Here is a 15033-nt window from a genome sequence, read left to right on the forward strand (position 1 = left end):
ATGCTGCGCACATTCGATGTCGTGTTGATGGGGGTCATGGTCGCTGCGGCGGTGGTGACCTATTCGATCAAGCACAAAACCGATCTCAAGCTGGAACAGGTCCGCAAGCTCGAGACCGAAATCAAGCTCGAAAAAGACACGATCGATCTTTTGCGGGCCGACTGGGCATTGCTGACGCAGCCGAACCGCCTTCATCGTCTCGTGAATGCCTATCAGGACGAGCTTGGCCTTTCGCCGACGCTGCCGACACAATTGGCGCAGCCGCGCGAATTGCCGATGCTGCGCTCGCAATTGCCGCAGCCGCCCGAGCCGGAAGGCATGAGCGTTGCGGATGTCATCGCCGCTGCCGTCAACGGCTCCAAGCCGGGCGCTACGCTTGGCGGAACTGCCAAGAAGAAATCACCGCCCGCCGGCCAGATTGCCGCCAATGGCGCTCCTGTTCCAACACCGCGGGCGCGTGTTTCCCGTCCCACGGCGGCGCCGGCTCCTGCCGTCGCCGCTGTCGCAGGCGATGAAGATGGCGAAATGGATGAAACCATAACTGGATCGGTGGACCGCTGATGTCTTTTCTCTCCCGCGTCATGGTTCTGAAGAGCAAGGCTCACTTTTCCGCCAGCACCACCGGCATTCACACTGACCATGCAGCTTTCGAGGGCGCTCGCAAGAAGAGGGCGGCCCAGGCGAAAAGCCGCGTCGGTCTCATCATTTTCGGCTTCATCGCCTTTTACGGCGTCGTGGGCGGCCGTCTGGTGCAATATGGCCTTGCCGAGCAGGAGACGGTTTCGAGCATTGCCCCTGCCGACCGGCTGATGGCGTCGCGTCCCGATCTTCTTGATCGTAACGGCGAGGTTCTGGCGACTGATATCCGCACCGTGTCGCTGTTTGCGGAGCCGCATCGCATCGTCGATATCGACGAAGCCATCGAGAAGCTGCGCACTGTATTGCCAGATCTCGACCAGCGCGGCACCTATCAGAAGCTTTCCTCCAATTCGCGCTTTCAGTGGCTGCGCCGTCAGTTGACGCCGAAGCAGCAGAGCCAGATCCTGGCGCTCGGCATTCCCGGTGTCGGTTTCCGCCCGGAAAAGCGCCGCTTCTACCCTGGCGGGCCAACAGCTGCGCATGTTGTCGGTCACGTCAATATCGACAATCGCGGTGTTGCCGGAATGGAACGTTACGTCGACAGCCAGGGACTGGCCGATCTGACGGCGCTCGGCATGACCAGCGATCAGCCGCTGGAGCCGGTGAAGCTTTCCATCGATCTACGCGTCCAGTCCATCGTGCGTGAAGTCGTGACCTCGGCTATCACCAAGTTCCAGGCGATCGGCGCGGGGGCTGTGGTTCTGGATGTGCATACCGGCGAAGTGCTCGCTATGGCCTCCGTGCCGGATTATGATCCGAACAACCCGGCAGAAGGTGCCAAGGAAGGATGGCTCAACCGCATGTCGAACGGCACGTTCGAAATGGGCTCCACCTTTAAATCCTTTACCATTGCCATGGGTCTCGATTCGGGTCGCGTCCGCCTTGGCGATATGTTCGACGCGCGTTATCCGATCCGCATCGGTGGCTTCACTATCAAGGACTTCCACGGCAAGGGCCGCATGCTCTCGGTGCCGGAAATTTTCCAGTATTCGTCGAACATCGGTACGGCAAAAATCGCCGACACCGTGGGGACCGAAGGACACAAGGAATTCCTGACGCGGCTTGGCCTTCTGACGCGCATGCAGACCGAACTGCCTGAAGTGGCGCTGCCTTCGCAGCCCCGCGAATGGAAGAAGATCAACTCGATCACCATTTCATTCGGCCACGGCGTTTCAACAACGCCGTTGCAGACAGCAGTTGCCGGTGCCGCGCTCGTCAATGGTGGGAAGTTGATCGAGCCGACATTCCTGCCGCGCACGCGCGAACAGGCGGATCAGGTCGCAAAACAGGTGCTGAAGCCCGGCGCCAGCAAGGATATGCGCTTCCTGTTCGAATGGAACGGTGTCAACGGTTCTGGCCGTAATGCGCGCGTCGACGGTTTCAATGTCGGCGGCAAGACCGGTACGGCTGACAAGGTCGTCAATGGCCGTTATGTGCATGACAAGAACTTCAATGCCTTCCTTTCGGCATTCCCGATGGACGACCCGCAATATGTGGTGCTCTCTTTCATCGACGAACCGAAGACGGACAAGGGCAATGGCGCGGCACTTGCAGGCACCTCGGCTGCGCCGATGGTGCACGATATCATCAGCCGCACGGCGGCAGTGCTGGGCGTGAAGCCGAAGTTCGGCAAGGATGGCTCGGCCTTGCTCGTGTCTTATTGATTGTTAGAGCTTATGGTGTTCCGGCGAATCGCGCCGGGGGGACAAGACGGACACAGTCGATGAATTTGCGAGATATATCCGGGACGGCGTTTCCGGAATTGAATGAATTGCTCCTGTCTGAGATAGGGGCAATCGAAATCGGGGGAATTACCGCAGACAGCCGCAAGGCTGCGCCCGGCAGCCTGTTCGTGGCGGTTGCGGGAACCAAGGCGGATGGCGCGGCCTATGTGAAGGACGCGGTCGCCAAGGGTGCGGTCGCCGTCGTTTCCGGGCATGCGGTGGATGCCGATGTGCCGGTCCTTGCTGTCACCGACCCGCGCCTCTACCTTTCGCTCGCCGCTTCCCGTTTTTACGGAAAACAGCCCGAAACCATGGTCGCCGTTACCGGCACAGCGGGAAAGACCTCCGTTGCCTCCTTCGTGCGGCAAATCTGGGCTTTCGCTGGCCATGCCGCCGCCCAGATCGGCACGACGGGTGTCATCGCTCCCGGCCGCGAAGATTATGGCGCGCTTACCACACCGGATCCGGTGACGCTGCATGCGCTTCTCGCCGAGCTTGCTGCCGAAGGTGTGACCCATGCAGCCATGGAAGCTTCGAGCCACGGCCTCGACCAGCGTCGCCTTGACGGCGTGAAGCTCGCTGCGGCCGGTTTCACCAATCTCGGCCGTGATCACATGGATTATCACCCGACCAACAAGGACTACATGGCCGCGAAGATGCGGCTGTTCGACACGCTGATGGAAAAGGGCGCGCCAGCCGTCATTTTTGCCGACGACCCTTGGTCGGATAAGGCCATTCGCGCCGCCGCGGATGCAGGCCTCAATGTGCGCACCGTTGGCCGGAAGGGCGATTATCTAACGCTGAAGCGTGTAGAGCATTTCCGTCACAAGCAGCTGATCGAAGTGCACCATGACGGCGTGATCCACGAAGTCGACATTCCGCTGGCCGGCGATTTTCAGGTAGCCAATGCTCTCGTCGCCGCCGGTCTTGCCATGTCCACCGGCGTTTCCGCCCCAACGGCCATGAAGGCGCTTGAAAAGCTGATCGGTGCTGCCGGTCGCCTGGAACTTGTGGGCCAGACGAAGAACGGCGCGCTTGCCTATGTGGATTATGCCCACAAGCCGGATGCGCTTGAAAATGTTCTGACCTCGGTCAGGCCCTTCACCTCCGGCCGCATCATCACCGTCTTCGGCTGCGGCGGCGACCGTGACAAGGGCAAGCGCCCGATCATGGGCGAAGTGGCGACACGTCTTTCCGACATCGTTATCGTTACCGACGACAATCCGCGCTCGGAAGACGCTGCAACGATCCGTTCCGAAGTCATGGCGGCTGCGCCGGGTGCGTTGGAAATTGGCGATAGGGCAGAGGCGATCCGTCATGCGGTGTCGCTGCTTTCGAACGGCGATACGCTGATCGTCGCGGGCAAGGGGCATGAAGAGGGGCAGATCGTCGGTTCCGTGACGCTGCCGTTTTCCGATCATGAACAGGTGCGTACCGCGCTGGAAGGATTGAAGATTTGAATTGGTTATGGACAGTCGCCGACATGATCGCCATCACGGCAGGGCGTCCCGTCGGGAACCTGCCGACCGGTATCACCGGCATTTCCATCGACAGCCGGACTGTGAAGGCTGGTGAAGCATTTTTCGCCATCAAGGGCGATAGGGTCGACGGCCATGACTATACGAGTTTTGCTGTCGCCAATGGTGCGGGCCTGCTGGTCGTCGCCGAAGGTAAGCTGCCGGCCCTCGGCCGCCTGACCGTGCCCATGATCGTCGTGGAGGATGTCCTCGCGGCGCTTGGCAAGCTCGCCATTGCGGCGCGTGAAAGGACCACGGCGCGGATCATCGCGGTGACCGGTTCTGTCGGCAAGACGACGACGAAGGAAATGTTGCGGCAGGCACTGGCGCCTTCGGGCCGGGTTCATGCGGCGGTGGCGTCCTTCAACAATCACTGGGGTGTGCCGCTGACGCTGGCGCGCATGCCCGCCGATACCGAATTCGGCGTTTTCGAAATCGGTATGAACCACTCCGGCGAGATCCGTCCGCTGGTCAAGATGGTACGTCCGCATGTCGCGATCATTACCACCATTGCGCCAGCTCATTTGGGCAATTTCAAGAACATAGAAGAGATCGCAAGCGCCAAGGCGGAGATATTCGAAGGGTTGGAGGAGGGCGGCTTCGTCATCCTCAACCGTGACAACGCCCAGTTCGAGCAACTTGAAGAAGCGGCGCAGGACCAGGGTATCGAGCATATCCTGACCTTCGGGCAGCATGCCAAGGCCGATTTCCGGCTGGCCGATTTCGAAAGCACGTCCACGGGCTCGACCATCTGGGCGATCCTGAACGGCGAAACGAGCGAATTGCACCTGAACATTCCCGGCAGGCATATTGCCGACAACGCCATGGCGGTGCTTGGCGCTGTTGCCGTCACCGGCGCCAATCTCGACCGCGCTTTCGAGGTGCTCGGAACGCTCGAGGCAGTCAAGGGGCGCGGACAGCGCCATCGACTGACGATTGAAAGCGGTTCCTTCCTGCTGATCGATGAGAGCTACAACGCCAACCCCGCCTCCATGCGGGCGGCGATTGCCGTGCTTGCGGAAACAGAAACGCAGGGTTATGGCCGTCGCGTTGCCGTTCTCGGCGACATGCTGGAGATGGGTGAATTCTCAGCCCAGCTACACGAGGAACTGGCGGGGCCGCTGCTAGCCGGTGGTATCGAACATGTCTGGCTGGCTGGGGAGGCGATGGCCGCCCTTCGCGATGCGCTTCCGGACAGTGTAACTGTCATCTGGTTCCCGACGACAGCTGAACTTGCCGATTTTGCCCTGCAATGGGTGCAACCGGGCGATGCGCTGATGGTAAAATCGTCACTTGGGCTGGGTTTCGGCAAGATTGTCGCGGCACTGCTTGACAAGTATCCGGCATTCCCCGAGACGGAACGCCAAGTCTGAAATAGCCTTTTGAAAGGGCAATTATGCTGATCTGGCTCGTCGAACTGTCGGATAAAATTCAAGTCTTCAACCTCTTCCGGTACATCACCTTCCGGGCGGGTGCGGCGATGTTCACCTCTGCGTTGATCGTCTTCCTTTTTGGACCGGCGATCATCAATTCGCTGCGCGTGCGCCAGGGCAAGGGCCAGCCAATCCGCGCCGACGGGCCGCAGACGCATTTCAAGAAGGCTGGCACGCCGACCATGGGCGGGCTGATGATCCTTGCCGGTATTCTCGGCGGTTCGCTGCTCTGGGGTGACCTGTCGAACGTCTACGTCGTCGCCGTTCTGATGGTGACGCTCGGCTTCGGGGCTATCGGCTTTTACGACGACTATCTCAAGGTGACGAAGCAGAGCGACAAGGGCTTTTCCGGCAAAGCCCGTCTCGGCATCGAATTCCTGATTGCCGCGATTGCCGTGTTCTTCATGATGAAGGTGGCGCTTGCTTCCGCACCGCATGGCGGCACGCTCGGAAGCTCCATCGCCTTTCCGTTCTTCAAGGAACTCGTGATCAATCTCGGCTATTTCTTCGTGCTGTTCGGTGCTTTCGTGATTGTCGGCGCCGGCAATGCGGTTAACCTGACCGACGGTCTCGATGGTCTCGCCATCGTGCCTGTTATGATTGCAGCCGCCACCTTCGGCGTGATTGCTTATCTCGCCGGTAACGCGGTTTTCGCCAATTACCTGCAGATCAACTTCGTGCCCGGAACGGGTGAGCTCGCTGTCATCGTCGGCGCGGTGGTCGGGGCTGGTCTCGGCTTCCTGTGGTTCAACGCGCCGCCCGCCGCCATCTTCATGGGTGATACGGGTTCGCTGGCGCTCGGCGGCCTCATCGGCTCCATCGCTGTCGCCACCAAGCACGAGATCGTCATGGTCATCGTCGGCGGCCTGTTCGTGATGGAAACGCTCTCGGTCATCATCCAGGTTTTCTGGTTCAAGCGCACCGGCAGGCGCGTTTTTCTGATGGCGCCCATCCACCATCATTTCGAGAAAAAAGGCTGGACGGAAAGCCAGGTGGTCATCCGTTTCTGGATCATTTCCGTCGGTCTGGCGCTGCTCGGCCTCGCTACGCTGAAGCTGAGGTGAGCGATGATCCCGGTCTCGTCGTTCAGAGATAAGAAGGTCGCGCTTTTCGGGCTTGGCGGTTCGGGCCTTGTCACGGCCCGGGCGCTGGTTGCCGGCGGGGCGGATGTCGTTGCTTTCGACGATAATCCCGACAGCGTCGCCAAGGCTGAGGCCGAAGGGATAACGACGGCTGATCTTCGAACGATAGACTGGCATTCCTTTTCGTCTTTCGTGCTCGCACCCGGCGTGCCGCTAACGCATCCGAAGCCGCACTGGTCGGTCGATCTTGCCCGGGCGGCGGGTGTCGAGATTATCGGCGATATCGAGCTTTTCATTCGCGAGCGCCGAGCGCATGCGCCGGATTGCCCCTTCATCGCCATCACCGGCACGAACGGCAAATCCACGACGACCGCACTGATTGCCCATATCCTCAAGGCTTCGGGCCGCGATACACAACTCGGCGGCAATATCGGCACTGCGGTGCTGAGCCTCGATCCGCCGAAAGCGCAACGTTTCTATGTCGTTGAATGCTCGTCCTACCAGATCGATCTGGCGCCGACGATCAATCCGACGGCCGGCATTCTGCTCAATCTGACGCCCGACCATCTCGACCGGCACGGCACCATGCAGCATTATGCCGATGTTAAGGAACGGCTTGTGGCGGGCAGTGGCACGGCAATTGTCGGCGTTGATGACAGCTATTCCACGCTGATCGCCGACCGCATCGAGCGTGCCGGCGTGAAGGTGGAGCGCATTTCCAAGCGCAATGTCGTTTCCGAAGGTCTTTATGCCGAAGGCAGCCGCATCCTGCGGGCGCATGGGGGCAAGTCCTCGCTGCTGGTCGATCTCGACGGCATCCAGACGCTTCGCGGCAGCCACAATGCCCAGAATGCAGCGGCTGCAATTGCCGCATGCCTTGCCGTCGGCGTTTCCGAAGAGGACGTTCGCGCAGGTCTCAAGTCCTTCCCCGGCCTAAAACATCGCATGCAGCCGGTCGGTCGGCGCGGCAATGTCACTTTCGTCAATGACAGCAAGGCAACCAATGCCGATGCCGCGGCACCGGCCTTGTCGAGCTATGAGCGCATCTATTGGATCGCGGGCGGTCTGCCAAAGGCCGGCGGCATTGCCAGCCTTGCGCCCCTTTTTCCGCGCATCGCCAAGGCCTATCTGATCGGCGAGGCGGCGGCGGAATTTGCAGCGACGCTCGGCGAAGCCGTGCCTTATGAAATATCCGGCACGCTGGACAAGGCGGTGCAGCATGCGGCGGCGGATGCGGAAAAAGATGCGACGGCCGGCAATATCGTGATGTTATCCCCGGCTTGCGCAAGCTTCGACCAATATAAGAACTTTGAAATCAGAGGTGATTCGTTCGTCGCGCAGGTTGCGGCGCTCGATGGCATGACGATGCTCGTTCACTCTGGAAAAGGGGGCTGAGGCCATGGTAAGCCGAGTTGATCGCGGTCCGGTCGCGGAATGGTTCTGGACCATCGACCGTTTCTTTCTGGCGGCGTTCATCGCGCTGATGGGCATCGGCCTGATGCTGTCATTTGCGGCGTCGCCGGCGGTTGCCGAACGCATCGGTCTCAACAGCTTCTTCTTCGTGGAACGTCAGGCGATGTTCATGGTGCCTTCGCTGGCGATCATGATCGGTCTTTCCTTCCTGTCGCCGCGTCAGGTCCGGCGCGTGGCGGTGATGATGCTGATCGCGTCGCTGCTGATGATGATTTTCGCGCTGTTCTTCGGTATCGAGGTTAAGGGCGCACGGCGCTGGATTTCCATCGGCAGCTTCTCGATCCAGCCATCGGAATTCATGAAACCCGCCTTCGTCATTGTCTGCGCCTGGCTGTTTGCCGAACGCGCGCGTCACCCCGAAATTCCCGGCAACCTCTTCGCTATCATCACCTTCGGTATCGTGGCGGCACTTCTGATCGCCCAGCCCGACTTTGGCCAGACCATCCTGACATCGGTGGTGTGGGGCGGCATGTTCTTCATGGCCGGTGTTCCGTGGTTCTGGATCATCGTGCTCGGCGGCCTCGGCGTTCTCGGCATCGTCTCCGCCTATCTGCTCCTGCCGCACGTCGCCGGCCGTATCGACCGTTTCTGGACCGGTGAGGGTGATACCTTCCAGGTGGATACGGCGCGCGAGGCGATCATTCGTGGCGACTGGTTCGGTCGCGGCCCGGGCGAGGGCATCGTCAAGCGTATCATTCCCGACAGCCATACCGACTTCATCTTCTCGGTGGCGGCGGAAGAATTCGGCATTGTTTTCTGCATGTTCCTTGTGGCGATCTTCGCCTTCATCGTGTTGCGCGGCCTCTCGCACGCCTTTAGGGAAAAAGACGATTTCTGCCGCTTTGCCGTGGCCGGTCTGGTCCTGCAGATCGGCATGCAGTCGATGATCAATATCGGCGTTAATCTGGAGCTGATGCCCGCCAAGGGCATGACGCTGCCGCTGATTTCCTATGGCGGTTCGTCGATGATGGCGATCTGCGTGACGGCAGGCTTCCTTCTGGCGCTGACACGCCACAGGCCGGAAAAGAGGGCGCAGGAGCGCAGCTTCTTCCGCGTCGGTTCCGGCGTTCCTGCGGAGTAAATGATCATGAGCAAGGGTATTGTTCTGCTCGCCGCCGGGGGTACCGGCGGCCATGTCTTTCCAGCCGAGGCCTTGGCGCACACGCTGAAGGCGCGCGGGTATCAGGTGCATCTGGTCACCGACAGCCGCGCCGAGCGTTATGCGGGGAAGTTTCCGGCGGAAGAAATTCACGTCGTTCCATCCGCCACCATCGGTTCGAAAAACCCGATTTCCTTGGCGCGTTCGCTGTGGAAGCTGTGGACAGGGCTGCGTTCAGCGCGCCGGCTGATCACGAAGCTGAAACCGGTTGCGGTCGTCGGCTTTGGCGGTTATCCCACCGTGCCGCCGCTGCTTGCCTCGACCGGGCTTGGCGTGCCATCGATCATTCACGAGCAGAATGCGGTGATGGGTCGTGCCAACAAGGCGCTGGCGGCCCGTGTGAAGGCGATTGCCGGCGGTTTTCTGCCGCCCGCCAACGGCCAATATTCCGACAAGACGGTTGCGACCGGCAATCCCGTGCGCCCGGCGGTGCTGGCGGCGTCAGAGATACCCTATACGCCTTCGCAGACCGGCGAGACGTTCCAGCTCGTGGTTTTCGGCGGCAGCCAGGGAGCGCAGTTCTTTTCCAGCGCGGTTCCGGCGGCGATATGCCTGTTGAAGGACGAGCAGCGCAAGCGCATCGTCGTGACCCAGCAGGCGCGCCCCGAAGACAAGGACAGTGTGATCTCCTCGTATCAGAAGCTGGGCGTGAAGGCGGATGTCTCGCCTTTCTTCGGCGACATGGCCTCGCGCATCGGTGAGGCCGATCTGGTCATCAGCCGTTCGGGTGCATCGACGGTATCGGAGCTTTCGGTGATCGGCCGACCCTCGATCCTCGTGCCTTATCCGCATGCGCTGGATCACGATCAGGCGGCCAATGCGGCAGCGCTTTCGGCAGCCGGCGGTGCAAGCGTTATCAAGCAGTCGGAACTGTCGCCGCAGAAGCTCTCCGGCCTTCTGTCCTCGGCGCTGTCCGAGCCGGATCGGTTGTCCGCAACGGCGGCCGCGGCCAAGGCGACAGGAAAACCGCATGCGGCGGATGTACTGGCCGATCTGGTCGAGGCGATTGCGAGCGGAAAGTCCGTACAGGAATTCAAGAAGAACATTGAAGGAGTTGAGGCATGAAGATGCCGAAAGCCATAGGCCTTGTCCATTTCATCGGCATAGGCGGGATCGGCATGAGCGGCATTGCCGAAGTGCTTCACAATCTCGGTCATCGCGTTCAGGGCTCCGACCAGGCCGACAGCGCCAATGTGCAGCGCCTGCGCGACAAGGGCATCGAGGTCTTCGTCGGCCACACGGCGGATAATCTAGGTGATGCCGAGGTCGTGGTCGTTTCCACCGCGATCAAGAAGAACAATCCGGAGCTGATCGCCGCGCGGGAAAAACACCTGCCGATCGTTCGCCGTGCCGAAATGCTGGCTGAACTCATGCGTTTCCGCAACGCCATTGCCATCGGTGGCACGCACGGCAAGACCACGACGACCTCGATGGTCGCGACCCTGCTGGAAGCCGGCAATCTCGACCCGACCGTGATCAACGGCGGTATCATCAACGCCTATGGCACCAACGCCCGCATGGGCGAGGGCGAGTGGATGGTGGTGGAGGCCGATGAATCCGATGGCACATTCCTGAAGCTTCCGGCCGATGTGGCCGTGATCACCAATATCGACCCGGAACATCTTGACCACTACGGCAATTTCGATGCCGTGCGCGCTGCTTTCCGGCAATTCGTGGAGAATGTTCCGTTCTACGGCTTTGGCGTCATGTGTCTCGACCATCCCGAGGTGCAGGCTCTGGTTGGGCGTATCGAAGACCGCAAGGTCATCACCTATGGAGAGAACCCACAGGCCGACGTGCGGTTTTCGAATGTGCGCATCGACGGCACGCGGTCTATCTTCGATGTGGAAATTCGCCGTCGCCGCACCGGCAAGATATTCTCCTTCACCGATCTCGTCCTGCCGATGCCCGGTCGCCACAATGTTTCGAACGCAACGGCTGCGATTGCCGTCGCCAATCGTCTCGGTATTTCGGAAGCGGACATCAAGAAGGGCCTCGCCTCCTTTGCCGGCGTCAAGCGTCGTTTCACGCTAACGGGCGAAGCCAATGGCGTGCAGGTCTTCGACGATTACGGCCACCATCCGGTTGAGATCAAGGCTGTGCTCGCGGCTGCGCGCGAAGCCTGCAAGGGCCGCATCATCGCCGTGCACCAGCCGCACCGCTACAGCCGCCTTTCCAGCCTGTTCGATGATTTCGCGCATTGTTTTAACGATGCCGATACGATTATTCTTGCTCCGGTCTATGCAGCGGGCGAAGATCCGATCGAGGGCGCAAGCTCGGAAGCGCTGGTCTCCGCAATCAAGGCTGCCGGCCATCGCGATGCCCGTTTTCTCGAAAAACGGGAAGATCTCGCGTCAGTGGTTGCAGGCATTGCGAATCCGGGCGATTTCGTGGTTCTCTTGGGGGCCGGAAATATCACGCAATGGGCGGCAGTGCTGCCTTCGGAATTGAAGAGCATATCAGGAAAGTCTGAATGAGACAGGTCGATGGGGTTAAATTGCTGGGGAGGCTCGGCGACGGGGTAAAGGAATTGCGGGGACGTCTGACACCGGATGCGCCCATGGACCGCGTGACGTGGTTCAGAGCCGGCGGTCTTGCGGAAGTCATGTTCCAGCCGCACGATACCGACGATCTGGTTACATTCCTGAAAATCCTTCCGGAGGACGTGCCGTTGACCGTGGTCGGTGTCGGCTCGAACCTTCTGGTGCGCGATGGCGGCATTCCAGGTGTCGTCGTCCGTCTTTCCGCCAAAGGTTTCGGCTCGGTGGAGCTTTCGGGTGAAAACCGCATCAAGGCAGGCGCGATCTGCCCGGACAAGCATATTGCCGCGATGGCCATGGATAATGGCATTGGCGGTTTCCATTTCTATTACGGTATTCCCGGCTCCATCGGCGGCGCTCTGCGCATGAATGCGGGCGCCAACGGCGGTGAAACGCGTGAGCGTGTCGTGGAGGTTTATGCGGTGGACCGTCAGGGCAACCAGCATGTGCTCTCCAATGCGGATATGGATTACAGCTATCGCCACTCCGGCGCCGATGCTGGTCTGATCTTCACCGGCGCCCTGTTTGAGGGTTATCCGGAAGACCGCGCGAAGATCCGCGCCGATATGGACGCCGTGCGTCACCACCGCGAAACCGTGCAGCCGATCCGTGAACAGACCGGTGGATCAACCTTCAAGAACCCCGAAGGTCATTCCGCCTGGGAGCTGATCGACGAAGCGGGCGGTCGCGGTCTGGTCATCGGCGGTGCGCAGATGTCATCGCTGCATTGCAATTTCATGATCAATACCGGCCATGCGACCGGTTACGATCTGGAATATCTGGGCGAGACCATTCGCAAGCGCGTGTTCGAGAAGTCGGGCATTCGGCTGGAGTGGGAAATCAAACGGCTTGGCCTATTCATGCCGGGTCGTGAAGTGGAGCCCTTCCTCGGCGCCTGAAAATTGCGATGCCTCGCGATTGCCATGAGCAACTGCGTTAGCCGTTTCATATCTCTCCTGGCAGCACCAAGCGGCCAGGAGTTTTTGTTTCATATCATCCTTGGCGAAGGGTAACGGTCGATCAATAGTTTTTATCTATAAGCAGTATTTAGATTACGGGAGAGGCAGCGTTGCGCCGCTCTACTGCTTGGGTGATATTTATGAGCATTTTCATTGCCGATCGCGTAAGCGGACAGCTGTCACGTTTTTTAAGCGAACTCGTCGCGATAACGACATTCACCGTGGCGACACCGGATGGATGGCGTCGGCTTGACCCGGTACAGTCATCATTTCGATTGGCTTGCCTGATCGCTTCCATAGCCGCCGTTATCTGTGTCGTTGCGATCCTGACGATGGCGCAGTTGGACCTAGTCTCGGACTTGAGCAATGGGCTCACAATCGGCCTGGTCCTTAGTACGACAATCTCTTTCACCGTCGGTTTTTTAATTTGCTGGCTCAATGCGAGGCAGATGCAGTTACTGATCCAGTCACACGAGCGTTTTGCGCAGCTCAGCCAGACTGATGCTCTGACAGGTCTTCACAACCGGCTAGGTCTTTATTCGAATTGCGTTCATCTGAGCACGCCGTATTGCGTCGCATTTATCGACATTGATCATTTTAAGTCCGTGAATGACAGGTACGGCCATTTGGCTGGTGACATGGTTATCTCCAGTGTTGCCAAGACAATTCGGGAAGGTTTCGATGAAGCCGCTCATGTGGCGCGGATGGGCGGTGAAGAGTTTGTCGTCGTCCACACCCTTGCCCCGGACCGGTTCCTGGAACAGTGCGAAGGCGTCCGTGAGAAGATCGCGACGACAACGGTTCATTTTCAGGATTTGCAGATCAGTACCACCATCTCGATAGGTGTGGCCTTGCGCGGGAACAGGGAGATTTTCGAGAAGGTCATGCACAGTGCGGATATGGCGCTCTACGAGGCGAAACGTGGCGGGCGTAATCGCATCTGTTCGTCGGGCGCGAAAGGTGGCCGTCAAATTATCGCTTGAGGATCATCACAGACGAAAAAAGGCCGCGAAAGGTGATTTCGCGGCCTCGATCTTTTAGTGGCCTGACGCTCAGACTTCATCCTTGCGGGACAGAAGAATGCAGGCGAGCGTGATGAGGGCGGATACGCAGAGGTAATATCCGACATATCCCATGCCGTAATTCACCTGCAGCCATGTGGCGATGTAGGGTGCCAGCGATGCGCCGAAGATGCCGGCCATGTTGAAGGTGATGGACGAGCCGGTGTAGCGCACCCTTGTCGGGAAGGGGGCGGCAAGCGCCGTTCCAATCAGGCCGTAGGTCATGCCCATCAGCGTCATCGCAAGGGCCGCGAAGATGAAGATCGAGCCTTCGCCGCCTGTCATCAGGGTAGGAAGCAGGAACGAGAACAGGCCGATCAGCACCGTCGTCAGGATCAGTATTTCGCGACGGCCGAAGCGCTCAGCGAGCTTGCCGGCAATCGGGATGAAGATGCCGAAAACGATGGAGCCCATGATTTGCACTTCGAGTGCGTCCAGGAACGGGATTTTCAGAACCTTGACGTTGTAGGACAGCAGATAGGCGGTACCGATATAGAACAGCACGAAGGTAGCCAGCGCCACGAAAGTGCCGAGCGCGAGGCTGCGCTTGTGGTTGCGGAACAGTTCCACGACCGGCACGGCAACACGTTCTTCCTTTTCGATTGCCTTCTGGAAGGCAGGCGTTTCGGTGATCGACAGACGAACCCACATGCCAACCGCGATCAGGATGATCGAAGCGACGAAGGGAATGCGCCAGCCCCAGCTCAGAAGCGCTTCCTGCGACATGAAGTGCAGCAAGATCCAGAAGACGCCGGAGGAGAGGAACAGACCGACGGGCGCGCCGAGCTGCGGAAACATCCCGTACCAGCTGCGCTTGCCGGGAGGAGCGTTTTCCGTGGCCAGCAGGACCGCGCCACCCCATTCTCCGCCAAGACCGAAGCCCTGACCGAAGCGGCAAAGCGCCAGCAACAGAGGTGCCAGAACACCGGCTGTCTCATAGGACGGCAGAAGGCCGATCACGACCGTCGATACGCCCATGGTCAGCAGAGCGGCGACAAGCGTAGCTTTACGGCCGACGCGGTCACCATAATGGCCGAAAACGACGGCGCCGAGCGGGCGGGCGAAAAAGGCGATGGAGAAGGTGGCGAAGGATGCCAGAAGTGCCGTCATCGGATCATTGTTCGGGAAGAACAATGTCGGAAACACGAGCACTGCGGCCGTGGCGTAAACGTAAAAATCGAAAAACTCGATGGTCGTGCCGACCAGGCTGGCAGTGAGAACTCGTGCAGGCGAATTTGTCTTTACAACGTTCGAATTGCCAGCTGTCGGCGATACCGGAGATATCGCGTCAGTCATGGTTTTGGTCCCATTTTTGGATGATTGCATGTCATGCCTTGGGAGGCATTGACTGCGTTAACGCAATTTTTGTTCTTTTGGAATGCTAAAAAAGAAATAATGCGGACAATGTGATCGGCTGGTGCGACAGGGACCGCAGCGTGTGCGAGG

At 59.6% G+C, this 15033-nt stretch carries 12 protein-coding genes; 11 read left to right on the forward strand and 1 reads right to left on the reverse strand.

Annotated features, from left to right (window positions below):
- The 11 genes from ftsL (at window position 1) to GH784_RS12670 (ending at window position 13509) form a co-directional block, all read left to right on the forward strand.
- Window positions 1–561 carry a cell division protein FtsL gene (gene ftsL / locus GH784_RS12620; protein ID WP_019565277.1) on the forward strand — a complete coding sequence of 187 codons (561 nt, stop codon included), beginning with the start codon at window positions 1–3 and terminating at the stop codon, window positions 559–561.
- Window positions 561–2303 (forward strand): peptidoglycan D,D-transpeptidase FtsI family protein, encoded by a 1743-nt coding sequence (locus GH784_RS12625; protein ID WP_003513230.1) that lies wholly within the window; start codon window positions 561–563, stop codon window positions 2301–2303. Before ftsL ends, GH784_RS12625 begins: the two co-directional genes overlap by 1 nt.
- Before the next feature lie 59 nt (window positions 2304–2362).
- Window positions 2363–3823: a UDP-N-acetylmuramoyl-L-alanyl-D-glutamate--2,6-diaminopimelate ligase gene (locus tag GH784_RS12630; RefSeq protein ID WP_065702351.1), complete on the forward strand. Its 1461-nt coding sequence runs from the start codon at window positions 2363–2365 to the stop codon at window positions 3821–3823.
- Window positions 3820–5253, forward strand: coding sequence for a UDP-N-acetylmuramoylalanyl-D-glutamyl-2,6-diaminopimelate--D-alanyl-D-alanine ligase (locus GH784_RS12635; protein ID WP_026330779.1), 1434 nt, complete (start codon window positions 3820–3822; stop codon window positions 5251–5253). Before GH784_RS12630 ends, GH784_RS12635 begins: the two co-directional genes overlap by 4 nt.
- Window positions 5254–5276: 23 nt before the next feature.
- On the forward strand, window positions 5277–6377 hold the full coding sequence (gene mraY / locus GH784_RS12640; RefSeq protein ID WP_003513226.1) for a phospho-N-acetylmuramoyl-pentapeptide-transferase: 1101 nt from the start codon (window positions 5277–5279) through the stop codon (window positions 6375–6377).
- 3 nt (window positions 6378–6380) lie between these two features.
- Window positions 6381–7790 carry a UDP-N-acetylmuramoyl-L-alanine--D-glutamate ligase gene (gene murD / locus GH784_RS12645; RefSeq protein WP_065659189.1) on the forward strand — a complete coding sequence of 470 codons (1410 nt, stop codon included), beginning with the start codon at window positions 6381–6383 and terminating at the stop codon, window positions 7788–7790.
- A gap of 4 nt (window positions 7791–7794) precedes the next feature.
- Window positions 7795–8949 carry a putative lipid II flippase FtsW gene (ftsW, locus tag GH784_RS12650; protein ID WP_003513223.1) on the forward strand — a complete coding sequence of 385 codons (1155 nt, stop codon included), beginning with the start codon at window positions 7795–7797 and terminating at the stop codon, window positions 8947–8949.
- A 6-nt stretch (window positions 8950–8955) separates the two neighbouring features.
- Complete coding sequence (gene murG, locus GH784_RS12655) at window positions 8956–10092, forward strand: undecaprenyldiphospho-muramoylpentapeptide beta-N-acetylglucosaminyltransferase (RefSeq protein ID WP_065702533.1); 1137 nt, start codon at window positions 8956–8958, stop codon at window positions 10090–10092.
- Entirely contained in the window at window positions 10089–11504 is a 1416-nt protein-coding gene (murC, locus tag GH784_RS12660) for a UDP-N-acetylmuramate--L-alanine ligase (RefSeq protein WP_019565282.1), read from the forward strand. The genes murG and murC overlap by 4 nt, the downstream gene beginning before the upstream one ends.
- Window positions 11501–12466: a UDP-N-acetylmuramate dehydrogenase gene (gene murB / locus GH784_RS12665; RefSeq protein ID WP_003513214.1), complete on the forward strand. Its 966-nt coding sequence runs from the start codon at window positions 11501–11503 to the stop codon at window positions 12464–12466. The genes murC and murB overlap by 4 nt, the downstream gene beginning before the upstream one ends.
- Before the next feature lie 200 nt (window positions 12467–12666).
- Complete coding sequence (locus GH784_RS12670) at window positions 12667–13509, forward strand: GGDEF domain-containing protein (RefSeq protein ID WP_236768928.1); 843 nt, start codon at window positions 12667–12669, stop codon at window positions 13507–13509.
- Window positions 13510–13578: 69 nt separating this feature from the next.
- On the opposite strand, the gene GH784_RS12675 is transcribed toward GH784_RS12670, so the two are convergent.
- Window positions 13579–14883 (reverse strand): MFS transporter, encoded by a 1305-nt coding sequence (locus GH784_RS12675; RefSeq protein ID WP_003513212.1) that lies wholly within the window; start codon window positions 14881–14883, stop codon window positions 13579–13581.
- Window positions 14884–15033 lie beyond the last annotated feature (150 nt).

The sequence above is a fragment of the Agrobacterium tumefaciens genome, assembly GCF_009649785.1.
GTDB classification, from domain to species: Bacteria; Pseudomonadota; Alphaproteobacteria; order Rhizobiales; family Rhizobiaceae; genus Agrobacterium; species Agrobacterium tumefaciens.

What these genes read in the sequence shown, in the direction of transcription:
- GH784_RS12675 (WP_003513212.1), bottom strand. Translation starts at nt 14,883, where the DNA reads ATGACTGACGCGATATCTCCGGTATCGCCGACAGCTGGCAATTCGAAC.
- ftsW (WP_003513223.1), top strand. Translation starts at nt 7,795, where the DNA reads ATGGTAAGCCGAGTTGATCGCGGTCCGGTCGCGGAATGGTTCTGGACC.
- murB (WP_003513214.1), top strand. Translation starts at nt 11,501, where the DNA reads ATGAGACAGGTCGATGGGGTTAAATTGCTGGGGAGGCTCGGCGACGGG.
- murG (WP_065702533.1), top strand. Translation starts at nt 8,956, where the DNA reads ATGAGCAAGGGTATTGTTCTGCTCGCCGCCGGGGGTACCGGCGGCCAT.
- murC (WP_019565282.1), top strand. Translation starts at nt 10,089, where the DNA reads ATGAAGATGCCGAAAGCCATAGGCCTTGTCCATTTCATCGGCATAGGC.
- GH784_RS12630 (WP_065702351.1), top strand. Translation starts at nt 2,363, where the DNA reads ATGAATTTGCGAGATATATCCGGGACGGCGTTTCCGGAATTGAATGAA.
- ftsL (WP_019565277.1), top strand. Translation starts at nt 1, where the DNA reads ATGCTGCGCACATTCGATGTCGTGTTGATGGGGGTCATGGTCGCTGCG.
- murD (WP_065659189.1), top strand. Translation starts at nt 6,381, where the DNA reads ATGATCCCGGTCTCGTCGTTCAGAGATAAGAAGGTCGCGCTTTTCGGG.
- GH784_RS12670 (WP_236768928.1), top strand. Translation starts at nt 12,667, where the DNA reads ATGAGCATTTTCATTGCCGATCGCGTAAGCGGACAGCTGTCACGTTTT.
- GH784_RS12625 (WP_003513230.1), top strand. Translation starts at nt 561, where the DNA reads ATGTCTTTTCTCTCCCGCGTCATGGTTCTGAAGAGCAAGGCTCACTTT.
- mraY (WP_003513226.1), top strand. Translation starts at nt 5,277, where the DNA reads ATGCTGATCTGGCTCGTCGAACTGTCGGATAAAATTCAAGTCTTCAAC.